Here is a 25,131-nt window from a genome sequence, read left to right as displayed (position 1 = left end):
GGGATATAGGGTGGATGCAGTTTTTGCGTTGCTTGAGCAATTAGGAACGGCGGCGGTACAGTTGTTGGCCCAGCCATTTTACTATATAGCTATTTTGTTTATTGCGCTGCAGTATATGAGGCAAATTCGCTTGGAGCGGCAAATGTTCGCAGTGCGTCTGCATGTTTGGCCGCGTCTGCTTGGAAGGGCAGTGGTTGCCGGCTTGCTGACCGGACTTTGCTTCTCCGTCGTCGGCGCTTTCATCGGCGCATCGGTCTCTCAGGAAGCGGTGCTGTGGCTTTGGGGCTCCGCTGTTGTGCTTATGCTTTTTCGGATTCGTTATTTATGCTTTGCCTACGGAGCAGGTGTACTGGCGTTGCTCCAATGGCTTGCGGGCCTGCTGCCGCTCGACGGCTTATCAGGCTGGCAGGGCGATATGATGGCCTCGTTAGAGGCGATAGACATGGCGGGCCTGCTCATGCTTGTAGCGCTGCTGCATTTGGCGGAAGCTATGCTAGTAGCCAAGCAAGGGGACAAGCTGGCGACGCCTCTGTTTCTGGAAGGCAAGCGCGGCAAATTGGTCGGCGGCTACATGCTGCAGGGCTTTTGGCCGGTGCCGCTGCTGCTGCTCGTCCCGGCGGGGGGAATGGCCGGTGCGGAACATACCGCGCTGCCTTGGATGACTTTGTTCGGCGCGGATTGGACGCAAGGCTGGAGCATCATCGCTTTGCCGATGGTAATCGGCTTCAGCGAGTTGACCCGTTCGATGCTGCCGAAGGAAAAGGCGCGGCATGCAGCCAAAGGGCTGACGCTGTTTAGCGTAAGCCTGCTGGCAGCTGCTCTGCTGGCTTGGTGGCAGCCTGTGCTGCTGCCGCTCGCCGCGCTCGTTTCGCTCGTGATGCACGAAGCGATCATATGGCGCAGCCGTTCGGTCGAGGCGGTTAGAAGCCCGCTGTACGTCAACGACCGGCGAGGCTTGCGCATCCTCGGCATCGTGCCGGGTACGCCGGCTGAGGCAATGGGGCTTGAAGCGGGCGAAATTATCGCCAAGGTCAATGGCGTCCGTGTTTATTCGAAGGAGGAGCTGCATGCGTCGCTGCAGAGCAATTCAGCGCTTAGCAAGCTCGAGGTGCTGAACCTCGCCGGCGAGGTGAAATTTGTGCAGCGGGCGCGTTACGCTGGCGACCATCATCAGCTCGGCGTAATTCTTGCACCTGACGAGCAGGCGAATTATTATGCGGCCGCTGGCCCAAGCTCGCTGCTGGAGCTGCTGCGAAGCTCGCGGACGGCCAATCGCCGGGGGAGAAGCTTCAACGATTCGACTGTGACCGCCAATGACGATATATCGGCACAACCGTAATTTTTTGGAAGGTTAATAGCGCTGGGCATGTCTCATAATGGACATGCTCAACGCTATTTTTTTTATAGCGAAACGATTATGAAGCGGTGCTGAGCCAGTTGTAACGTACTCGGAGGCCTTTAGGTAACTCGAAGCGGTCGAAGATGTATGCTCTAAAGGCCTGTGAGGCCTTTAGGATGAATCATACCCCTGTGTTCGTAATTCAACGAGATGAAATTGGACGACAAGCAAATTTACATTTAAAGTTAAAGCCGTTTGCCGTTTTAACCTCAGTATTGGCATTGCATCCCTCGAAAAGTAAGCTTATAATGGAAAGGGAACATATATTCTCGTCCTTTTTTGGGAAGTGAGAAGAGAGACAGCTGAGACTACTGTTTTCTGCTTGTTTTAGGGAAAATTGACTATAATGATAGAATAAACGGAAATCGGGGTGGAGGAAGCAAGTGAGCGAGACATTCCAATTGAAGTCGGATTACAAGCCGCAGGGAGACCAGCCGCGGGCAATTCAGCAGTTGGTGGAAGGCGTTAAAGCGGGAACGACGCATCAGACGCTGCTAGGCGCGACGGGCACGGGCAAAACGTACACGATCGCCAATACAATCGCCCAGCTGAACCGGCCGACGCTCGTCATTGCGCACAACAAGACGCTTGCTGCGCAGCTGTGCAGCGAGTTTAAGGAATTTTTTCCGGATAACGCGGTCGAATATTTCGTCAGCTATTATGATTACTTTCAACCGGAAGCGTATATCCCTTCCACGGATACGTATATCGAGAAGGATTCCAGCATAAACGACGAGATCGATAAGCTGCGTCATGCGGCGACCAGCTCGTTGTTCGACAGGCGGGATGTTATCATCGTCGCGAGCGTTTCCTGTATTTACGGTCTCGGTTCGCCGACGGAGTACGGCAGTCTGGTACTGTCGCTGCGTGTCGGGATGGAGAAATCACGGGATACGATCCTGCACAAGCTGGTCGATATTCAGTACCAACGAAATGATATTAACTTTACGCGGGGTACGTTTCGCGTTCGAGGCGATATCGTAGAAATATTCCCGGTCGCGAACAACGAACGGGCGATCCGGGTCGAGCTGTTTGGCGATGAGATCGAACGCATTACCGAGATCGACGTACTGACCGGCGAAATTGTCGGGGAACGCGAGCATGTTGCCATTTTCCCGGCATCCCACTTCGTTACGCATGAGGAGACGATGAAGCTTGCGCTCATCAATATCGAGCGCGAGCTGGAGGAGCGGCTTGCCGAGCTGCGCGAGGAAGGCAAGCTGCTGGAAGCGCAGCGGCTGGAGCAGCGGACGCGTTACGACTTGGAGATGATGGCGGAAATGGGCTTCTGCTCCGGTATCGAGAACTATTCCGGCCCGTTGACGTTCCGGGAACGCGGAGCTACGCCGTATACGCTGATGGATTATTTTCCGGATGACATGCTGATCGTCATCGATGAGTCGCATGTGTCGCTTCCGCAAATCCGGGCGATGTATAACGGCGACCGGGCCAGGAAGGAAATGCTCGTTAACCACGGCTTCCGCTTGCCGTCGGCGATGGATAACCGGCCGCTGAAGTTTGAAGAATTCGAGAACAAGGTAAAACAGGCGATCTATGTATCGGCAACGCCAGGACCGTATGAGCTCGAGCATTGCCCATCGATGGTGGAACAAATTATTCGTCCGACCGGTCTTGTCGACCCGATCATAGACGTTCGACCGACGAAAGGTCAAATTGATAATTTGCTTGTCGAGATTCACGATCGGATCGCCAAGGATGAACGCGTGCTGGTGACGACGCTGACGAAGAAGATGGCCGAGGATTTAACCGACTACTTGAAGGAAATCGGCATCAAGGTCCGCTACTTGCACTCGGATATTAAGACGCTGGAACGTATCGCGATATTGCGTGATTTACGGCTTGGCGTGTTCCACGTGCTTGTCGGCATCAATTTGCTCAGGGAAGGACTCGATCTTCCGGAAGTGTCGCTCGTTGCGATTTTGGACGCTGATAAGGAAGGCTTCCTGCGCGCGGAACGTTCTCTCATCCAGACGATCGGCCGTGCGGCGCGCAACAGTGAAGGCCGCGTTATCATGTATGGTGACAAAATTACGGATTCGATGGATAAGGCTATGCGGGAAACCGAGCGCCGCCGGACGATTCAGCTTGCATATAACGAAAAGCATGGCATTACACCGCAGACGATCCGCAAGAAGATTCACGATGTCATCGAAGCGACAAAGGTCGCCGAAGAGAAAGCCGATTATTTGACAGGCGTAGCTTCTGGCAACATGTCCAAGAAGGATCGCCAGTCGCTGATTCAAAGGCTGGAAGCCGAAATGAAGGACGCCGCGAAAAATCTCCAGTTCGAGAAAGCGGCAGAGCTTCGCGATGCGCTGCTTGAGCTTCGCGCGGAAAAAGGATAGAGAGACGAGAGGGATAGGAGGGCATTCATAGTGGCAAGCGACAAAATTGTAATTAAGGGCGCCCGCGCCCACAATTTGAAAAATATTGACGTGACGATTCCGCGCGACAAGTTTGTCGTGCTTACGGGACTTAGCGGTTCCGGAAAATCCTCGCTCGCTTTCGATACGATATACGCCGAAGGCCAGCGCCGCTACGTGGAATCGCTGTCCGCATATGCGAGACAGTTTTTAGGGCAAATGGAGAAGCCGGACGTTGATTCCATCGACGGGCTGTCTCCCGCCATTTCCATTGATCAAAAGACGACGAGCCGAAATCCCCGTTCGACGGTAGGAACCGTAACGGAAATTTACGATTATCTGCGGCTGTTGTTCGCCCGCGTCGGCAAACCGCACTGTCCGGAGCACGGCATCGAAATTACGTCTCAGACGGTTGAGCAGATGGTTGACCGGATTATGGAGTACCCGGAACGGACGAAGCTGCAAATTCTTGCGCCGCTTATTTCGGGACGCAAAGGCGAACACACCAAGCTGCTGGCTGACATTCAGAAGCAGGGCTATGTCCGCGTACGCGTAAATGGCGAGCTTCGCGAATTGAGCGAGAAGATCGAGCTTGAGAAGACTAAGAAGCACACGATTGAAGTGGTCGTCGACCGAATCGTTGTTAAATCCGACATCCATAGCCGATTAGCCGATTCTTTGGAGACAGCGCTCAAATTGTCCGACGGACGCGTGCTTGTCGATGTGATCGATCAGGAAGAGCTGCTGTTCAGCTCCAATCTCGCTTGCCCGGAATGCGGCTTTAGTATCGAAGAGCTTGCTCCGCGCATGTTCTCGTTCAATAGCCCTTACGGCGCTTGCCCGGACTGCGACGGTCTCGGCGTCAAAATGATCGTCGATCCGGATCTGCTCGTTCCCGATATGAGCAAAACCATTAATGATGCTGCTTTCGAAGCTTGGGCAGGCAGCACGTCGAATTATTATCCGCAGTTTTTAAACGCGGTTTGCGAGCACTACAACATTCCAAAGGATGTGCCGGTATCTGAGCTGACGACAGAGCAGATGAAGAAGCTCCTGTATGGTACTGGCGGAGAGAAAGTTAAATTCGTTTACGAGAACGATTTTGGCCATCGGAAGGAAGCCTATGTGCCGTTTGAAGGCATCGTGCACAACCTGGAGCGCCGTTATAGAGATACCGCTTCCGATATGATGCGGGAATATATCGAAGCTTATATGAGCGCGAAGCCGTGCGGCACTTGCAAAGGCGACCGTTTGAAGAAGGAGACGCTTGCTGTTACGGTTGGCTCGCGCAATATAGCGCATGTTACGTCGTTGTCGATCGGTGAGGCGCAACGATTCTTTAATGAGCTTAGCCTGACAGAGAAAGAGAAGACGATTGCAAACTTGATCTTAAGAGAAATCAATAGCCGTCTCGGTTTTCTCGTCAATGTCGGACTGGAGTATTTGTCGATGAGCCGCGCCGCGGGTACGCTTTCCGGCGGGGAAGCGCAGCGCATCCGGCTGGCTACGCAAATCGGCTCCAGCTTGATGGGCGTATTGTACATTTTGGACGAGCCGAGCATCGGCCTGCACCAGCGGGATAACGACAAGCTGATCGAGACGCTGGAGCATATGCGCAATCTCGGCAATACGCTGATCGTCGTCGAGCATGACGAGGATACGATGCTGGCTGCCGATTACATTATCGATATCGGTCCTGGAGCGGGCATTCACGGGGGCACTGTTATTTCGGAAGGAACGCCTGCCGAAGTTATGGCCGACGAGAATTCGTTGACGGGGCAATATTTGAGCGGCCGCAAATTCATCGAAGTGCCGCAGCAAAGACGGGCTACAGGCGACAAGTGGCTGGAAATCCGCGGCGCTAAGGAAAACAATTTGCGCGGAGTTAACGTGAAAATTCCGCTCGGCATTTTCACCGCGGTTACCGGCGTATCCGGTTCCGGCAAGTCTACGCTCGTCAATGAAATATTGTACAAGACGCTTGCCCGCGACTTGAACAAAGCGAAGACACGCCCAGGCAATTACAAAGAGCTTCGCGGCTTGGAGCATTTGGAGAAGGTTATCGACATCGACCAATCGCCGATCGGACGTACTCCGCGTTCCAACCCGGCTACTTATACCGGCGTTTTCGATGATGTTCGCGATCTGTATGCGACGACGAACGAAGCGAAAGTTCGCGGCTACAAGAAGGGACGTTTCAGCTTTAACGTCAAAGGCGGCCGTTGTGAAGCTTGCCGCGGCGACGGAATCATTAAAATCGAAATGCACTTCCTCCCTGACGTGTATGTTCCTTGCGAAATTTGCAAAGGCAAGCGCTACAACCGCGAGACGCTGGAAGTGAAATATAAAGGCAAGAGCATTGCGGAAGTGCTGGAGATGACAATTGAGGACGGCTGCAAATTTTTCGAGAACATCCCGCGCATCCATCGCAAGCTGCAGACATTACTTGACGTCGGTCTTGGTTATATGACACTCGGCCAGCCGGCGACTACGCTTTCCGGCGGCGAAGCACAGCGCGTGAAGCTCGCTTCCGAGCTCTATCGCCGCAGCACGGGCAAGACGTTGTACATTCTCGACGAGCCGACAACAGGCCTTCATGTCGATGATATCGACCGTCTATTGACCGTATTGCATCGCCTTGTCGATTCGGGCGAATCCGTACTCGTTATCGAGCACAATCTGGATGTCATCAAGACGGCCGATTATTTGATCGATCTTGGACCGGAAGGCGGCAACGGCGGAGGTACGATTGTTGCAACCGGATCGCCTGAGGATGTCATTAAAGTATCGGGCTCTTACACGGGCAAATATTTGAAGCCGATACTGGAGCGCGACCGTGAGCGCACCGCACAAAAATATGCGAGTGCTCATGGCGTAACCGCTGGCGCTGCTGATTAGTCATCGAAATAAGAAGGTGTTCAGGAAATACCCTGAGCACCTTTTCCGTTTTAGTTATAAAGATTGGAAGAGATGGACATTTTATTAGGTGCAGGCTGTGAGTTTTGCCCGCGAATCACTTCCACGGAAAACGATATTTCCGCGCATGGTATCATAAATCATCAGGAAGCGCTAGAAAAAGGTGACAAAGTTGTTACGAATGCAAGATCGGACTTGCATCAGAGTGCATTAGAAGCTAACATTAATTAATATAGGCTACGTGTGAATAAAAGGAGGGTACCCGATGTTTTTGGCAGAAGAGGCTGCTAAAACCAGCAACATTAATACGTTCGACTGGTTCATGCTTGCATTCACCATCCTGATCGCGATCGGATTTGTTCGGCTGTTGACGGCAAGCCCGAAGAAGAATTTGTTTGCGATCGGATTTTCTTTCGTTTCGCTGGCGTTGTTCTTATACATAGACTACGTCATGATTTTTAAAATTTGGTTAGCGTAATGAAAATGATCTAAAGCAACAAAAGCCTGCCGGCTAACCGGCAGGCTTTTTTGTCGTCAGTTCCATTGCGATTGATAAGAAGTTGATGAAAAAAAGGCAACACCGGACAGCTGCATAAACGCTGCCCTTGTGTTGCTTTTTGAATTAAACCCACCACATCTCGCCGAGCGGTTCTTTAATCAGCACTTGCTGAAGATTAGCTACTGCTTTCGTGAAGCCCTCGTCGACCGACATGAGGCCGTCTTCGTGCTCGATGCTAACGACGTAATCGTAGCCGACAAGACGGAGCGCGCTAATAATGTCCGCCCATGTTTTCAAATCATGGCCGAAGCCGACAGTGCGGAACTGCCATGCGCGATCCAGCATAAGCGCGTAAGACTGCATGTCCGTTACGCCGTGGCGGTTAACATTGATTGGGTCAATCGTCGTATCCTTCGCATGGAAGTGATGAATCGCATTCTCACGGCCAAGAATATGAACGGCTTGCACCGGATCGATGCCTTGCCACCACATATGACTAGGGTCAAGGTTAGCGCCGATCGCTTTGCCAGCCGCTTCGCGAAGGCGGAGCAGCGTAGCCGGGCTGTGGACGGAGAAGCCGCCGTGCAGCTCAAGACCGATTTTTACGCCGTTATTTTCTGCGATAGATCCGATTTCAGACCAATATGGAATAACTTTTTGTTCCCATTGCCATTTTAAAATTTCTTGATAATCATTAGGCCAAGGAGCTACCGGCCAGTTCGGATATTTCGCATCCTCATGGTCGCCCGGGCAGCCGGAGAACGTGTTGACGACAGGCACTTCGAGACGGTTGGCAAGCTCGATCGTTTTACGGATAATGGCATCATCCGCAGCAGCCAAAGGTTTTTGCGGGTGCAGCGGGTTAGCGTGGCAGCTCAATGCGCTGATGATCAATCCGCGCGACTCAACAGCTTGCTTGAACGCTTTCAGCTTGCCAGCGTCAGCAAGCAGTACGTCCGGATCGCAATGCGCGTTGCCCGGATAGCCGCCGGTTCCGATTTCAACCGCTTCCAATCCTTTCGCTGCGATATAATCAAGCGCTTCTTCGAAAGGCTTTTGAGCGAATAATACAGCAAATACTCCCAATTTCATTTTTATTCGAACCTCCTGAATCAATTTGTGAAGCATTCTATACAAGTTGAACAAATGGACTTGCACTGAAGACATTTTGACCTAGCTAGCATTAGCCATTCATAGTATAGCATCCTCGCTTGCTTGCTACATAACTTTTCGTCAGAAATAACAAAATGACATAAAAACTAAACAAATGAATATGAGGTGACGAAATAATAATTATGGATTGTTTGAAATGGTAAAACATGCTACATTCGATGTTGGTGTTATTATTTGGAACTCACTATTTTATCATTTTGGGAGAGTGATAGAGTGAAACGCAATTTGTTTCGCGCCGGCTTTGTTCTGCTAACGGCAGTGACACTAGCAGCTGGAACGGCCTATGCCGCTGGCGCGGCGAGCACGAACGGCTCGCTTCAGTTAAGCGCAACAAAAATTAATGGTGAAGTTTATGTAAAGGCATCCTCGCTGACGAGCGCGCTCGGCGGTGCGGGTACTTATGACGCAAAAACAAAAACGTATGCCTATACGCCTGCGGCGGATGTTCCTTCTGTCGTCGCGAAGGTATCGCCTTCAGTCGTTGCCATCATCGGCAACTATTCCGGCGGCGGAGACCAGCGTTATGCCCTTGCGCACGGAACAGGCGTTATTATGAAAGCGGACGGCACGATTTTAACGAATGCCCATGTCGTCAAGGATATGACCAACATCACGGTCGTTACGGCTGACGGCAAGCAATTTGACGGCAAGCGGACGCATATGGATGAGACGAGCGATTTGGCGCTAGTTAAAATTAACGCTTCCAAATTGCCGGTAGCCAAATTGACTGCGATACCGCTTCAGCTTAAGGTCGGCGAACCTGTAATTGCGATCGGAACGCCAGTGGACTTCTCTCTCCGCAATACAGCAACGACCGGCGTACTTAGCGGGATGAACCGTTCGATTTCGTCGTTCTACCGTCTGCTGCAAACGGACGCGGCTATCAATCCTGGCAACAGCGGCGGACCGCTTGTCAATATGAAGGGCGAAGTCATCGGCATCAATACGCTGAAATTTGTAGACAGCAGCATCGACAATCTCGGCTTTTCCGTTCCTGCCGACACCGTGAAGTACGTGATGGACCATTTTGCCAAATACGGTTACGTGAAACGGGCATCGCTCGGTTTGGAGCTGGAGGAGAGCTGGGAGGCGATCGTCGGCCTGCCTACTACCGATCCGCTGACAGTAACTGCTGTGCAATCTGATTCAGCTAAAAAGCTCGGCATTCAAATTGGGGACGTGCTGTACTCGGTAGGCGGCAAGCAAATCTCCTCTATCGTTGAGTTGAATGAGCTGTTGAAAGCTTATTTGCCGGGTCAAAAGGTTGATATTATGCTCATGATCGACGGTGATCTCGTAACGAAGCAAATTACGTTGACAGAATCGAAATACAAGTAACACAATACATCATTTACTTAAAGGGGAGTCACCATGAAGCGCACTTATCTATTACTGTTGGCAATGCTTGTGTTTTCGACGCTTTTGCCTGGAACGCTGTTTGCTGCAACCTCATCTGATGCAGGCGCAGTAGAAGTCAGATTAAAAACCGGAAGCAGCACGGTAACGATAAACGGGGCAAAGTCGACGGTTCAAGCTCCATATGAAGCAAGCGGCACGACAATGGTTCCGCTCAGCATCATTACAAAGGCGTTTGGAGCCAAGCTCCAGCTGGAAGACAATAAAATTATTACGCTGTCCTATAATGATAAAAAAATTGTCGTCACGATCGGCAGTAAAACGGTAAAAGTAAACGGCTCCAACAAAACGGTTGCTGTCGCTCCCGTTATCGTGAAAGGCACGACGATGGTGCCGGTACGCGTCATTGTAGAGGCGTTCGGCGCATCTATATCCAAAGACGCGGCAACGAAAGAAATTGTCATTAAAGGCAAACGCGCCGAAACGACCAGCAGCGGCGGCATTAATACCGATTCTGGCAAAACGAAAGTCGGCGACAGCTATATGGGCTGGTCGATGAACTATCCGCCGGGCCTTGCTCTTATCAGCCAAAATGACGACGGCAGCATGGTCTACTGGGCTGACACGAAAACGGGGAACAGCTTGCATGTCATCATAGAAGACAATGCCGGCGAAATGTCGAGCTCCGATATTCGTGAGGAGCTGCAATATTGGATGGAAAGCGATGAAGTGCTGATCGACAAACGCACGTTGACGATTAGCGGTTATAGCGTTGAGAAGTTGGTCACACGCAGCAAAGAATACGGGATGATGTACGAATACCGCGCAATTCTGCACAATGACAAGCTTTATATGTTAATCGGAGGCGTTGTGGGTAAAGACCGCACGGCTCTGGAGTCGTATCAGAATTTGTTCAACAGCTTTTTACCGGTATTCGATAAAACGAACAAGGCGCTTAAAGATATTTCAAACGTAGTGGACGGGCTTCGTACTTATCATGACGAAGACTACGGCGTAACGCTTAAGCTGCCTCCTAACTGGCGTTCGGAGTCGGATGAGAGCGGATTGTTCTACTACAGCAATGATGAATTTTTTACATTGAAAATCTCATCGCTGCTCGAGGGCGATACGGCTGACGCATGGCTGCAACGCAAAAAAGCAAACCTAGTCGCCGATTTCGTGCCGGACTACCTGCGCAATGTGACGACGAGTGAGATCAAGCTGCAGGACGGCAACGCTCTCGTCTTGTCTTATGAAGTGAGCTACGATAAAAAAGAGTGGCAGCATATCAATGAAGTATTCCTCGTTGTCGGCGATTACCGATACCAGATGACATTCTACTACGACGTAAAGAAAGCGGCCGAAGGGGAGAAGCTGTTCCTCCAATCGATGACATCGATCGACATCGATACCGATTTTATTTCGAAGGAATTCGGGTTGATCGAGGATGAAAGCGATATGGTCGACCGTTCGAAGAAAGTGGTTAAGAAAAGCTCCACATACGGATATTCATTCGAATTGCCTGCATATTGGACGGGCTCCTTTAACGAAAGCAATTTCTTCTTCAGTGACGATTACAACTTCATGAACGGAATGGTCTTGATGGACCGGTCGATGAGCGAGGTTATCGAACTGCTGGCGATGAAGGATGAGGATGAAGTAGCGGAAGAGGCAGCGGAAGAAGCGGTTGCATCCAGCGAGAGAGAGTTTGCAATCGGCGGAAAAACGGGCAAATTGCTGACGCAATACGAACCGAACTATAAATCGACTTATTACTCGTATCTGGTCGAGCATAAAGGCAATGTGCTTGCATTGATGTTCTCGATCAGCGATTCGAACGCGACGGCCGATACGCTCAAACGGGTTGAAGAAATCGTGAAGTCGGTCAAGCTGTTTTAAAATAATAAGCATTTAAAGAAATGGCGATGCGTGCTGCATCGCCATTTCTTTATGTCTATATGAGTTAGGTCTATGAAACTATTAATCTCTTGAAAGAAATGGAAAATGGTGTTACATTAAAAAGGATTGTAATTAACTGGAATTGTGGTCGGTTTCGGCACAACCTCAAAAGGAGACTTAGTACATGAAGCGCTTTAACTTTTCAATGCTCGTCCTACTGATTATTGCACTGGTAGTACCAAACGCCGTGTTTGCGGCAAATGAAGCAGGATCGGCAGTTGAAGTGAGACTGAAAGTAGGAAGCCCGACCGTCAAAATCAACGGTTCAGCGCTTACTGTTCAAGCTCCGTACGAAGCAAGCGGCACGACAATGGTTCCTCTCAGCGTCATTACGAAAGCATTTGGCGCTACGCTGAAGCTGCAAGACAATAAAATTATTACACTTAACTATAACCAGAAGAAGGTTGTCGTTACGATCGGCAGCAAAACGGTACAAGTAAACGACACGAACAAAACGGTAGCTGTCGCTCCCGTAATAGTGAAAGGAACGACAATGGTTCCGGTTCGCGTCATTGTTGAAGCATTCGGCGCCGCGATCGGCAAGGATGCCGCGACGAAGGAAATCGTTATTAAAGGTACGCGCGCCAGCAGCAGCAGCTCCGCAAACAATGGCGGCGGCATTAATACGGATGCAGGTAAAACGAAAGTCGGCGACAGCTACTTGGGCTGGTCGATGAATTATCCTCCAGGCCTTGCGTTGGTCGGTCAAAACGATGACGGCACTTTCGTTATTTGGGGAGATACAAAAAGCGGCAACAGCATTGTCGTCTGGACGATGCAAAACGTCGGCGGCCTAACGAGCGATGAAGTCCGAGAAAAAATTGTTGATATGTTTGGCACAGACGAAGTCGTTGTCGACAAACGAACGATTCAAGTGGGCGATTACAGCGCAGAAAAAGTCGTATCGCGCTCGAAATCGAAAAACCTGATGTTCGAATATCGCGGCATTCTGAAGGATCAAACGCTGTACATTGTTGCAAGCGGCATTACCGGTTCGGAACGCGCCGTGCTTGACCCTTACCAAGCGTTGCTGGACAGCTTTACGCCATCGTTTGATAAAGCGGACAAGGCAGTGAAGGACATCACGAAAGTGGTAGACGGGCTGTTAACGTTCCAAGATAAAGACTATGGATTGACGGTTAAGCTTCCAAGCGGCTGGTACCGCGACTCGGATTCGAACAATCCGTTTTTCTTCAGTAAAGACGGCGTTCTCGAGTTCAGCATCACTTCGCTTGCTAAGGACGACACGCAGGAGAAATGGCTTGCGCGCAGCAAGGAAAGAGTGCACAATGACTTCAGTCCGTCTTACCTGCGCAATGAGACAACGTCGGAGTTGACGCTGCAAGACGGTAAAGCCCATGTGCTTTCCTATGAATATTCCTACGATAAGAAGAAATGGTATCATGCGAATGAAGTGTTCTTGGTTGTTGGCCAATATCGTTACCAATTGATTTTTCAGTATGATACGTCGCTTGGCGCGAAAGGCGAAGTGCTGTTCCTTCAAACGATGGCGACGGTTGATATCGATATCGCGTTTGTCGAGCGGGAATTCGGTCTCATTGAAGAAGAAGACGAAACCAAAACAGTAACGAAGAAGAGCAATAAGTACGGCTATTCGATTGATCTGCCGGCTTTCTGGAACGGTGAAGAAACAGATTTCGAAAGCGAAGCGATTGTCTATAGCAATTACTTGGGCTTTTTAGTCGGACAAGTCTACGAGGACTTTACGCTGAGCGATTTCAATTACGGCATTCAAGAAATTATTAAAAAGGACAGCGGCAATACGCTTGTCAGCAACACATCGATTACAATCGGCGGCAGCGCCGGCCAGAAGATAGTTGTGCAATATGCGGATGAGGATGGCACGCCGACGACGGATACCCTGTATTTCGTAGAGCATAAAGGCAATGTTATCGCGTTTTTCTTCACCTACGAAGATGCTCATATGTCCGAAGCTACAATTAAACAATTGGACGCTATTGTTGCATCGGTGAAATTGTTCTAAAAATTTAGTAAGCCGGTTCCTTGCTGAAGGGATCGGCTTTTTCTCAATAAAAAAAGGAGGCGCCGCATTTGAAACGTGTACTGTTCATTTGGCTCGTCATTATTGTTGCGTTAACCGCAATTCCAGCTTCTGCACTGGCGGTTAGCGATCCCGGATCACCGGTTGAAATCAGACTGACAGCAGGCAGCGCGACAATCGAGATTAACGGAGAGACCAGCACCGTTCAAGCTCCGTATGAAGCCAGCGGTACGACGATGGTTCCGCTCAGCGTCATTACGAAAGCTTTTGGAGCGGCATTGAAGCGGCATGACAGCAAAACCCTCTCTCTAACCTACAACGAGAAGAAGGTTATTGTTACGATCGGCAGCAAAACGGTAAAAGTAAATGGATCGAACAAGTCTGTTGCCGTCGCCCCGGTAATCGTTAAAGATACGACGATGGTTCCGGTTCGCGTCATTGCTGAAGCTTTCGGTGCGTCGATCGGGAAAGACTCGAGGACGAACGAAATTGTAATTAAAGGGGTTCGAGCATCAGGGACTATCCAGGTCGGCAGCAATCGGGTAGGCGACAGTTACTGGGGCTGGTCGATTGCGGAGCCGCTCGGTTATGAGCTTGTAGAACAAAGCGAAAACGGGGATTTTGTTTATTGGGTGAATGAAAATAGCAATTTGAAAGTTATGGTCATACCAGGGTATGAGGACCGAGAAATAACGACAATTACTTTCAGCCAAATTATGATGCTTAGTTATTTAGAAGATGATGAATCCTATACAGATAGTAGTGCAGTTACAATAGATGGCTTATCATTCCAAAAACTGACCACCCTATCTGAAGATCAAAACCAGGTGTTCGAGTATAGAGGAGTAGTCGCAGGGAATTGTCTTTATGTACTGAGGCTTGGTGTTACTGGCCAATCAGGAAACCTATTAAATCCGTATAAAACTCTGCTTGACAGTTTTAAGCTATCGTTTGATGCATCCGCTAAGAATGCGAATGATATTACGAAAGCGATAGAGGAGCTAATTGCGGTTCACGATAAAGATTATGGATTGACCTTAAAGCTCCCTTCGGGTTGGTTCAGGGACCCTTGGAAAGATCATCCTTCTTATGTGAATGGAAACAACCGGATTGAATTGAAATACTCATCGATTCCGGAAGGAGATACGCCAGAAAAATGGCTGCAGCGCAGACAAGCAAATTTATCTGAGGATATATTGCCTGATTATATTCGAAATATAACAACGTCGGAAATGATGCTGAATGACGGCAAAGCTCTAGTACTCTCCTATGAGCACACTTACGATCAGAATACATGGCTGCAGGAGCATGAAATTCACTTATTTACTGACATGTACAGATACAGGCTGAATTACAGATATGATGTAAAGTTAGGCAATGATGGTGACGAGCTGTATAAGAAGATGATAGCTGCAGTGGATTTGGATACTGGTAAAACATTAAATGCTACCAAGGATACACAGGATGTTGTGGATCGAACGGAAATAACGAGGATAGAGTTAGGAGACGAAAATCGAGTTGACTATTCTTTTGAAATTCCGAGCTATTGGCAGCACCCTTTTTTCTTGTCAGATTTTTTAGCAGGTGGTTTCTACGGTTATGATGAGGATAATTACATTGTAGGGTTCAAACAGAAGTATGTTACGGAGGATAGCTTAAATCAATTTATCGAATCTATTACACTAGGAACCTATCTGGATGAAGGCAAGAAACTGATAAGTGTATCAAATATTACGATTGACGGCAATCGTACGGTAAAGTTTGTACAAAATGATTCCATCTTACATGAAACAAAAATGGTTTATTACATTTTTAAAAATGATCAATTAATTGGCTTCACTTTAAGTGCTCGTGACGCCAACCTAACGCCAAGTACACTTAAGCGGTTTGAAGACATTATGCAATCTTTGAAAATTTACTAGCCATGTTTTCTTAGCTTTAAAAAGCCGGTTCTCTCTAATGGGGCCGGCTTTTCTGCGCATTCGTCCAGCGTTGCCAGTTTTGAGTGGTAGCATCCGAGGCGGCGGTTTGTTACACTAGCAATAGCAGATTTACTATTGGAGGAGTTCGAATGATTAATCATATACAACGAGGCGATATCGAGCTGTTGGCGCCGGCAGGCGATTGGGATTGCATGCGCGCCGCGGTTGCGAACGGAGCGGACGCGATTTTTTTTGGCGTTGAAAAGTTTAATGCCCGCGCTCGTGCTAACAACTTCCGCAGCGAAGAGCTGCCGGAAATTATGGCGTTTTTGCACAGCTACGGTGTACAGGGCTTCCTGACGTTCAACATTCTCGTGTTCGAGGACGAGTTAAGAGATGCGAAGCTTCTAATTGAAATGTGCATGAATGCAGGCGTAGATGCCGTAATTGTACAAGATCTTGGACTTGTTAAGCTGATCCGCGAGCTGTCTCCGGATTTCCCGATTCACGGTTCTACGCAAATGACGATCACGTCGCCAGAGGCTGTAGAATTTACGAAGCCTTTTGGTCTGGAGCGCGTCGTTCTTGGACGCGAGAACAATTTGAAGCAAATTCGCAAAATCGGCGAGCAAGCGAAGCTTCCAATGGAAGTGTTCGTTCACGGCGCGTTGTGCGTATCTTACTCCGGTCAATGCTTGACATCCGAGATGTGGGGCGGACGTTCGGCCAACCGCGGCGAATGCGCGCAAGCCTGCCGCCTGCCGTATGATCTCATGGTCGACGGCGAGCATAAGCCGATGGGCGATGTTGCGTATTTGCTGTCGCCGAAGGATCTCGCCGCTATTGATCTTGTACCGGAGCTGATTGAAGCGGGTGTTACTTCCTTTAAAATTGAAGGCCGCCTCAAAAGCCCTGAATATGTTGCGAACGTCGTCAGCAAATACCGCAAAGCGATCGACCGTTATTTTGACGGCGACCGTTCGGCTCCGTCCAAAGAAGAAGTGCGCGAGCTGCAGCAAAGCTTCTCGCGCGGCTTCACGCACGGCTTCCTCGATGGAACGAACAACAAATTGCTCGTTGAAGGCACGTTTCCGAAAAGCCGAGGCGTCTATATCGGCCGCGTAGAACGTATTCTCCGCGATGCGGTTACCGTACGTCTCGATGCTCCGCTCAAACGCGGTGACGGCATCGTGTTTGACGCCGGCGACCCGACGAAAAAGGAAGAGGGCGGCCGCGTATACGACTTGCGCCGTCAAGGCGTTAAGATCGAGGGAGAAGCACAGGAAGGCACGCTGCTGGAGCTAGTGCCTGGACGCAACGACGTCGATCTGCGCAAGGTGCATGTCGGCGACCGCGTATGGAAAACGAATGATCCTGCGCTTGATAAAAGGCTGCGCACGACTTATGAAACAGAGAAGCCTTACCGCGTATTTCCGCTGCATTTGAAAGCTGAGGGTGTCGTCGGCGAGCCGCTTCGCACCATTTGGACGGACGTTCAAAAAGGCAATACGGTCGAAGTCGTCTCCGAATTGCTGCTGGAGCAAGCGGCAAAACGGCCTATGGACGCCGCATTGCTTGAAGATCAGCTTGGCCGTCTTGGAGGAACGCTGTATCAGCTCGATCAATTGGAGGTTGCCCTGGAAGGCGACTTGATCGTGCCGATCCGCGAACTGAACCGGATGCGCCGCGAGGCAGTCGAGAAGCTGACAGGCGAGCGTCCGAAGCCTCCGATTTATGTGCGCAACATGATCGATCCGCTTGATGATGTGCCGGCTCAAGCAGCCTCGAAACCGAAAGGTCCAGTTGCCAAACCGCAATTAACTGCGCTTTGCCGCAATTTGGAGCAAGTTGAAGCGGCCGTGCTGACCGATGTCGAAATGATTTATGCCGATTTCGAATTCATCAAGCAATTCCCTGCTGCGATCGAAGCGGCTAGAAAAGCAGGCAAGCCGATTGCGCTTGCAACGCCGCGTATTCATATGCCGGGCGAGAACGGCTACCACGCGAATATTTTGAAACTGCAGCCGGACGCGGTGCTGATCCGAAATACAGGCGCTTTGTACTATTATTTGCGTGCTCGCACAGAAAATCCGGATAAGCCGTTTCCAAAGCTGATCGGCGATTTTTCGCTTAACGTGGCTAATCATAAAGCTGTTGAATTGTTTAAGGAAGTCGGATTGGATTTGATTACGCCATCCTATGACTTAAACATTCAGCAAATGGTCGACATGCTGGATAAGTCCGATACTTCCGCGCTGGAAATCGTCATTCAGCAGCATTTGCCGATGTTCCATACGGAGCATTGCGTCTACTGCACATTTATGAGCGAAGGCACCGACTTCACCAACTGCGGACGTCCGTGCGAGGAGCACCGTGCTTCGCTGCAAGACCGGATCGGCATGTCCCATCCGGTGCGCGTAGACGAGGGCTGCCGCAATACGGTATACAACGCCATCGAGCAGTCGGGAGCGGAGTACATCCGCAACTTCCTGGAGCTTGGCGTTCCGTCGTATCGCGTTGAGTTTCTTGAAGAGACGCCGGAGAAGGTGCGCGAAGTGCTTGCGCTTTACCGCGATGCGCTGGACGGTCGTATTACCGGCACGAAAGTTTGGAAAACGTTAAAAGCAACCAATCAGCTTGGCGTTACACGCGGACAGCTGGTGAAATAACATATAACCGGGAGCGGCCGAACGGCGCTTCCGGTTTTTTTTGTCATGAACGCAACTTTTACGGCGGATAACCGCATCTTTATGTTAGAGAGGTGAGGGGATGGGCGCGGAGTTCGATATAATCGGCAGGTTGAGAGGCGGCGAAGGCGAGTATTCGATTGGCGTCGGCGTTACGCCGGAGCAGGTGAACGGCTATTACTTAAGCGAACAAGAGCAGCAATCGCTATACGCAACCATCAAAGAAGGCGATACCGCCTTTTATGATGTCAGCTTCGCGCCGCAAGTAAAGGTTGTCTCTCCGGTTAATAAGCAGCTGATCGAGGGCGGCGAACTTGTATTCGAATGGGAGGCTTACCCGGGAGCCAGTTACTATCAACTGTCGATCACCGATTTTATGCGGGACGGCAAAGGAAAGATTGTGGGCTCTTCTTCAACCGCTCTCGATCAGGAACGGTGGGAAGGAACAACAGCGACCTATTCCGTAGACGATTTGCGGCAATATCCGCGAGGATACGGTAAGTCAGGCGGCGGCGATCAGAAGACGACAATCGGAAACTCCGGCATTTTAGGGGCGGTATATCCTGGAGGCGATTTTATCTGGAGCGTCAGAGCTTATGATGCCAAAGGTAAACTGCTAAGCAGCTCGGGAGGCTACTATACGCTGCTCGACCGTGTACAGCCTTTCTTCAGTTTGGATGATGAGGGCATGCTAGAGGGGGATCGTCTCGTCATGGAAGGCAGCTATGAGGAGGCGATTCGAGCTTACGAGTCTGAGAGTGCCGGCAACGACTATGCACTGCGGGCATTGGCGATGATGGCTTTGCACGGTATCACGTTCGAGGATCAGGGCGATCCGGGAAAAGCGTTATTTTATTTGAACAAGATTGCCGATCCGAGTCCATACGATCTTCAATCCATCCGCAGTGCAGAGGAAAGGCAGAGCCGGCCCTAATCGTTTGACAGGCGGCGCCGGCCTGTCTTAGCATAGGGGAAAGGGACAATTGACGGATAAGAGAGGTACGCTTGACATGGGAATGGCGAAGGACGGAACGGAATCATGGTACGGGGGCTGGAAGCACGTATTCAAGCTTGATCCCGACAAGGAAATATCAGATGTGGCGCTGGATGCGGTGTGCATGTCGGGAACCGATGCAATCATCGTTGGCGGGTCTACAGGCGTCACCTTTGAAAATACAGTCGACCTAATGGCGCGTATCCGCCGTTATGAAGTCGATTGCGCTTTGGAAGTGTCAACGATGGACGGCGCAGTGCCCGGATTCGACGGCTACTTCGTGCCGATCGTTCTTAATACGGACCGGGCGGAGTGGATTAACGGCGCACAGACAGCAGGGCTTAAGGAATACGGCTCGTTTGTTCCGTGGGAAGAGACGGCTGCGCAGGGCTATATTATTTTGAACGCGGATGCGGCTGCGGCGCGAATTACGGGCGCAAATACGGAGCTTGACGAAGAAGAGCTTTCCGCTCACGTGATGATGGCGGACCGGCTCATGCGCCTGCCTGTCGTCTATATCGAGTACAGCGGACGGTTCGGCGATATGGCGATGCTGAAGACTGCGCGGGAAACGGCTAAGGGCGGCGCACGCATTTTTTACGGCGGCGGCATTGATCATGCGGACAAAGCGCGGCAAGCGGCACACTATGCGCATACGGTAGTGGTTGGCAATGTGGTGTATAGCGATTTGGATGCTGCACTGTCTACGGTGAAGGCGGTTAAGGGAAGCCTGGCTTAGTTGCTGAGTTGCGCGTACGATCATGATCGATATAAAAAGAGCAGGGAGGACTAGCGATGGTTCTCCCATTATTTTTTTGCAGCTGGAAATTGACACGCAGCAGGCCGTTGTCTACACTGAAGTTAGGCGAACAAATGCGAACAAACGGAGTGAATAAATAATGAATCCGATAAGTATCGAACAGGCGGTGCTAAAGCTAAACCCTCCGCAACGGGAGGCCGTTCAGGCTACAGACGGACCGCTGTTGATTATGGCCGGAGCGGGCAGCGGCAAGACGCGCGTGCTGACGCACCGCATCGCGTATTTAATCGAGAAGAAGCGGGTCGCTCCTTGGAGCATTCTTGCTATTACGTTTACGAATAAAGCGGCGCGGGAAATGCAGGCGCGGGTCGCATCGCTCATCGGACCGATGGGGCAGGACATCTGGGTGTCGACGTTCCACTCGATGTGCGTGCGTATTTTGCGTAAAGATATCGACCGGATCGGGTACACGTCGAATTTCTCGATTTTGGACTCGGCCGATCAGCTGTCTGTCATTCGTAACTGTATGAAGGAACTGAACATTGATACGAAAAAATTCGAGCCGAAGTCGGTTCAAGCGGCGATCGGCGGAGCGAAGAACGAATTGCTGACGCCGGATCGGTATGAGCAGAAGACTGGCGATTATTTTACCGATATCGTCGCTAAAGTATATAAGATGTATCAGAAACGTCTCAAAAGCAATAACTCGCTCGACTTTGACGATCTGATTATGACGACGATTCAATTGTTCAAGGAAGTGCCGGAAGTACTCGATTTCTATCAAAATAAATTCCGGTACCTCCACGTCGACGAATATCAGGATACGAACCGGGCGCAGTACATGCTGTGCCGCATGCTGGCTGACAAGCATCATAACATTTGCGTTGTCGGCGACAGCGACCAGTCGATCTATCGCTGGCGCGGCGCGGATATTACGAATATTTTGAACTTCGAGAGCGACTATCCGGAAGCGCGGACGATTATGCTGGAGCAAAACTACCGTTCGACCGCAAACATTCTGGATGCGGCTAATGCGGTTATTAAGCTGAATACCGGACGCAAACCGAAAAAGCTGTGGACGGACCAAGGCGCAGGCGATCTGATCAGCGTCTATCAAGCTGATTCCGAGCATGATGAAGGTTATTTTGTAACCGGCGAAATCCGCAAAAATGTGAAAAACGGCGGCCGCAAGTACGATGAGCATGCGATCTTGTACCGTACGAACGCCCAGTCCCGGGTAATCGAGGAAATTTTGATCAAGTCGGATATTCCTTATCAAATTGTCGGCGGCATCAAGTTCTACGACCGTAAAGAGATTAAAGACCTGCTCGCTTATTTGCGCTTGATTTCCAACCCGGACGACGATATTAGCTTGCAGCGTATTATCAATGTTCCGAAGCGGGGCATCGGCGATACGACAATCGGCAAAATCCAAGAGGAAGCGATCCGCAGCGGCACTTCGATGTTTGCGGTGCTCGGCAATATGCAAGGAATGGACATCAACGCCCGTACGCAAGGCTTGTTGATGGAATTCCGCGATATGATCGACAATCTGACGCAGATGGTTGATTATTTGTCCGTAACGGAATTGACGGAAAAAATGCTCGAGCTGTCGCAATACCGGATCGAGCTGCAGCGCGAGAAGACGCTGGAGTCGACCGCTCGCCTCGAGAATATCGACGAGTTTCTGTCGGTGACGATGGACTTTGAGAAACGGAATGACGATAAAACGCTCATCGCTTTTCTGACCGATCTCGCGCTTATCGCTGATATCGATTCGATGGATAAAGCGGATGAGGAAGGCAACGCGGCTAATAAGGACGCAGTAGTGCTCATGACGATGCACAGCGCGAAAGGTCTGGAGTTCCCTGTCGTATTCATTATTGGCATGGAGGAGTCTGTATTCCCGCATAGCCGGGCATTAATGGATAACGAAGAGCTCGAGGAAGAGCGCCGTCTTGCTTATGTAGGCATTACACGGGCGGAAAAGCAGCTGTTTCTGACTTGCGCTCGCATGCGGACGCTATTTGGCCGTACGGCTTCAAATGCGCCTTCACGCTTCCTGCAAGAAGTGCCGGATAACGTGAAAACAGGCGTATCGCCAGCAGGCACAATCGGCCGTTCGAGCGGCAGCTTCGGCGGCGGCCGCAGCGGCGGCTTTGGCGGCGGAGCGGCGGCGAGCCGCCCGACATTCGGCGCACCTGGCGCCGGCGGCCGCTCGCTTGGCGCATCCGGCGGCGCAGCCAATGCCGGCGTGCGCGTAAGTTCGCCGCTTGAAGCGGCGAAAGCGGCAGCGGCTAAGAGCGCTGGCGGAGCAGGCGATGCCGGTGCGAAAGTATTCGCTGCGGGCGATAAAGTCGCGCACGGCAAGTGGGGTGAAGGCACCGTTGTGTCCGTCAAAGGTACGGGCAACGATATGGAGCTGCAAATCGCCTTCCCGGCGCCTGTCGGACTCAAAAAGCTGCTAGCAAGCTTTGCGCCGATTACAAAGGTTTAATCTACTATTTGATATCGTGAAGGGATGGGGAGCTTTCGGTGGATGCTCATTTGGAAGGAAAGGCTACGGCCGCACAGCTGGCGCGCATGAAAGAGCTTGCCGCGGAAATTGCCGCGCACAATTATCGGTATTATACGCTTGACCAGCCTTCGATCAATGATGCGGATTACGACAAGCTGTATGACGAGCTGGTTGCTCTTGAAGCCGAGAGCGGCATCGTATTGCCGGATTCGCCGACGCTCCGCGTTGGCGGCGAACTGCTTAAAGGCTTTGAGCAGCATCGTCACCGCGCGCGGCTCTGGAGCTTGGACAAAGCGCAGGATATGGAGGATTTGCTTGCGTGGAATCAGCGCGTTTTGAAAGGCATTGCCGATTATAACGCCAAGCACCCGGATGAGGAACCATTGCCTTCGCCAAGCTATGCCGTCGAACTCAAGTTCGACGGGCTTACGCTTAATTTAACTTATGAGAACGGCAATCTTGTTCAAGCCTCAACACGCGGCAACGGTACGGTCGGCGAGGGTATTCTTGCGCAGGTTCGGACGATTCGATCCGTTCCGCTGACGATTCCTTTTCGAGACGGAATTATTGAAGTGCAGGGTGAAGGCATTATGAATCTCTCTGTTCTGGAGCGTTATAATGAGACGGCCGCAGAGCCGCTTAAAAATGCCCGTAATGCTGCAGCGGGCGCACTACGCAACTTGAACCCGCGGGTGACGGCGGAACGGAAACTGAACGCTTATTTTTATAATATCGGTTATGCAGAAGGGGTCGCGTTCTCCGATCATCGGGAGCTGCAGCAGTTTTTGCGTGACAATTTGTTTAAAGTTAATCCTTATACGGCCTATTTTGATTCGATTGAGCAAGTGCAGGAGGAGCTTGCGCGTATCGCGGAGCGCCGTCTAGAGCTTGATTATCTGATTGATGGAGCTGTGGTGAAGCTTACGGATATGCGGACACGCGAAGCGCTCGGCTATACGGATAAGTTCCCGCGCTGGGCAGTCGCATTTAAGTTTGAGGCGGAAGAAACAACGACCGTTCTGGAGTCTGTATCCTGGGAAGTCGGCCGTACAGGCAAAATAACGCCAGTAGCGCGCGTTGAAGCGGTCGAGCTGGCAGGAGTTACGGTACAAAACTGTACGCTCAACAATATTGGCGACATTGAACGTAAAAACTTGAAGCATGCGTTAGGCACGCTGGTTTCGATTCGTCGTTCTAATGATGTAATCCCGGAGATTTTGGGCAAAGCGGATGACGAGCCGGGCGAGGAAATTGTATTCCCTGAAGTCTGCCCGTCTTGCGGAACGGAACTGGAGCAGCGCGGCGCGCATCTGTTCTGCAACAACCGGCTTGGCTGCCGTCCGCAAACGATCGGCCGCATTACGCACTTCGCTTCCCGCGATGCGATGGATATCGAGGCGTTCAGCATTATGACGGCGGAGCAATTGTATGCGGATTGCGAGGTTCGTGATCCTGCGGACTTATATGCGCTTACTTATGATGATTTAATAAAGCTGGACCGTTTCGGCGAGAAAAAGGCGAATAAACTGCTTGAAGCGATCGAGAAATCGAAAGATCGTGATTTAGCTGCATTCTTATTCGCTCTAGGCATACCGAACACAGGCAAAGCGACGACCAAAATGCTGGCCGACTATTATCGCAGTTTGGATGTGATTATGGCAGCAACGGCAGATGAACTAGTAGGTCTTCCGGATATCGGCGGCATCGTTGCGGAAAGCATTGTCGGCTATTTTGCCGATCCTATTATGAAGGAAAGTATCTCGCGCATGCGGCAGCTTGGTGTAAAAGCAGAAGCTGAGCAGCCGACCGTCGTTCGCGAGGATAGCCTATTTAGCGGCAAAACGGTCGTGCTGACAGGCACTTTGTCGAGCATGTCTCGTGATGAAGCGGCGAAAAAGCTTGAAGCCTTAGGGGCTAAAGTGTCGGGCAGCGTTTCGAAGAAGACGGATTTCGTCATCGCTGGCGAAAGCGCAGGCAGCAAGCTGACCAAAGCGCGTGATCTTGGCGTAGCCGTTATTGAAGATGAGGCGGAGCTGCTTCGTTTGTTAGGCGATGCTTAAGGTAAATAGGAGAACGCTATTCCGGCTATGAGTAATCGGAATAGCGTTTTTGTTTTCTAAAGTAATGTCAGAAATTACAATTTGTATTTTAGAAATGATCATGGTATATTATTTCTTGTCGCTTCTGAGGCATTGCGAAAATCGAATGAATCACAAACATAATTAAATGAATGTGAATTAAACGGTTGACAAGATGAAGAGAAGCTGGTAACATAACAACTTGTCACGACAAATTGTGACAGCAAGTTCTTTGAAAACTGAACAAATGGATCACGTCAAATCCAAACTTGTTTTAAATAGCTAGTTAAGTAATGAGCAAGTCAAATTCTGACCGGGATTTTCCGATCAGCCTTGGGCTGGACAATCGGAAAACCCTTTCTATGGAGAGTTTGATCCTGGCTCAGGACGAACGCTGGCGGCGTGCCTAATACATGCAAGTCGAGCGGATCTGATGGAGTGCTTGCACTCCTGACGATTAGCG

14 protein-coding genes and 1 rRNA gene are annotated in these 25,131 nt (G+C 50.6%); 14 read left to right on the top strand and 1 reads right to left on the bottom strand.

From position 1 onward, the window contains the following. Positions 1-10: 10 nt before the first annotated feature. The 4 genes from GOM71_RS03455 (at position 11) to GOM71_RS03440 (ending at position 7,177) form a co-directional block, all read left to right on the top strand. Complete coding sequence (locus GOM71_RS03455; protein ID WP_367649451.1) at positions 11-1,339, top strand: PDZ domain-containing protein; 1,329 nt, start codon at positions 11-13, stop codon at positions 1,337-1,339. Between the two features lie 443 nt (positions 1,340-1,782). Continuing rightward, positions 1,783-3,765 (top strand): excinuclease ABC subunit UvrB, encoded by a 1,983-nt coding sequence (gene uvrB, locus GOM71_RS03450; protein WP_367649450.1) that lies wholly within the window; start codon positions 1,783-1,785, stop codon positions 3,763-3,765. Positions 3,766-3,795: 30 nt separating this feature from the next. Further along, positions 3,796-6,681: an excinuclease ABC subunit UvrA gene (uvrA, locus tag GOM71_RS03445; RefSeq protein ID WP_367649449.1), complete on the top strand. Its 2,886-nt coding sequence runs from the start codon at positions 3,796-3,798 to the stop codon at positions 6,679-6,681. Between the two features lie 283 nt (positions 6,682-6,964). Further along, positions 6,965-7,177, top strand: a complete 213-nt coding sequence (locus GOM71_RS03440; protein WP_156278361.1) for a hypothetical protein — start codon at positions 6,965-6,967, stop codon at positions 7,175-7,177. Positions 7,178-7,321: 144 nt separating this feature from the next. Here GOM71_RS03440 and GOM71_RS03435 read toward each other — a convergent pair whose 3' ends face one another. After that, entirely contained in the window at positions 7,322-8,290 is a 969-nt protein-coding gene (locus tag GOM71_RS03435) for a sugar phosphate isomerase/epimerase family protein (RefSeq protein WP_156278360.1), read from the bottom strand. A 294-nt stretch (positions 8,291-8,584) separates the two neighbouring features. Here GOM71_RS03435 and GOM71_RS03430 point away from each other — a divergent pair, with 294 nt between their 5' ends. The 10 genes from GOM71_RS03430 to GOM71_RS03385 all read left to right on the top strand — a co-directional run. After that, the gene (locus GOM71_RS03430) at positions 8,585-9,709 is read left to right on the top strand and encodes a S1C family serine protease (RefSeq protein ID WP_367649448.1); all 1,125 of its coding nucleotides are present in this window, start codon (positions 8,585-8,587) and stop codon (positions 9,707-9,709) included. 33 nt (positions 9,710-9,742) lie between these two features. Continuing rightward, on the top strand, positions 9,743-11,626 hold the full coding sequence (locus GOM71_RS03425; RefSeq protein ID WP_156278359.1) for a copper amine oxidase N-terminal domain-containing protein: 1,884 nt from the start codon (positions 9,743-9,745) through the stop codon (positions 11,624-11,626). A gap of 184 nt (positions 11,627-11,810) precedes the next feature. Further along, positions 11,811-13,691, top strand: coding sequence for a copper amine oxidase N-terminal domain-containing protein (locus GOM71_RS03420; protein WP_156278358.1), 1,881 nt, complete (start codon positions 11,811-11,813; stop codon positions 13,689-13,691). 68 nt (positions 13,692-13,759) lie between these two features. After that, the gene (locus GOM71_RS03415; RefSeq protein ID WP_156278357.1) at positions 13,760-15,631 is read left to right on the top strand and encodes a copper amine oxidase N-terminal domain-containing protein; all 1,872 of its coding nucleotides are present in this window, start codon (positions 13,760-13,762) and stop codon (positions 15,629-15,631) included. A 149-nt stretch (positions 15,632-15,780) separates the two neighbouring features. Next, positions 15,781-18,300 (top strand): U32 family peptidase, encoded by a 2,520-nt coding sequence (locus tag GOM71_RS03410; RefSeq protein WP_156278356.1) that lies wholly within the window; start codon positions 15,781-15,783, stop codon positions 18,298-18,300. 100 nt (positions 18,301-18,400) lie between these two features. After that, positions 18,401-19,252 (top strand): tetratricopeptide repeat protein, encoded by an 852-nt coding sequence (locus GOM71_RS03405; RefSeq protein WP_156278355.1) that lies wholly within the window; start codon positions 18,401-18,403, stop codon positions 19,250-19,252. An 82-nt stretch (positions 19,253-19,334) separates the two neighbouring features. Further along, positions 19,335-20,051, top strand: coding sequence for a heptaprenylglyceryl phosphate synthase (gene pcrB / locus GOM71_RS03400; RefSeq protein WP_156278517.1), 717 nt, complete (start codon positions 19,335-19,337; stop codon positions 20,049-20,051). Positions 20,052-20,211: 160 nt separating this feature from the next. Next, the gene (pcrA, locus tag GOM71_RS03395; protein WP_156278354.1) at positions 20,212-22,569 is read left to right on the top strand and encodes a DNA helicase PcrA; all 2,358 of its coding nucleotides are present in this window, start codon (positions 20,212-20,214) and stop codon (positions 22,567-22,569) included. A gap of 86 nt (positions 22,570-22,655) precedes the next feature. After that, entirely contained in the window at positions 22,656-24,650 is a 1,995-nt protein-coding gene (gene ligA, locus GOM71_RS03390; protein ID WP_156278516.1) for an NAD-dependent DNA ligase LigA, read from the top strand. A gap of 377 nt (positions 24,651-25,027) precedes the next feature. Further along, positions 25,028-25,131, top strand: a 16S ribosomal RNA gene (locus tag GOM71_RS03385); the annotation flags it as partial.

The organism is Paenibacillus sp. NEAU-GSW1, from assembly GCF_009737085.1.
Classification (GTDB): Bacteria; Bacillota; Bacilli; order Paenibacillales; family Paenibacillaceae; genus Pristimantibacillus.
The sequence above is the reverse complement of the archived record's forward strand: the minus strand, read 5'-3'. Positions and strand labels throughout refer to the sequence as shown.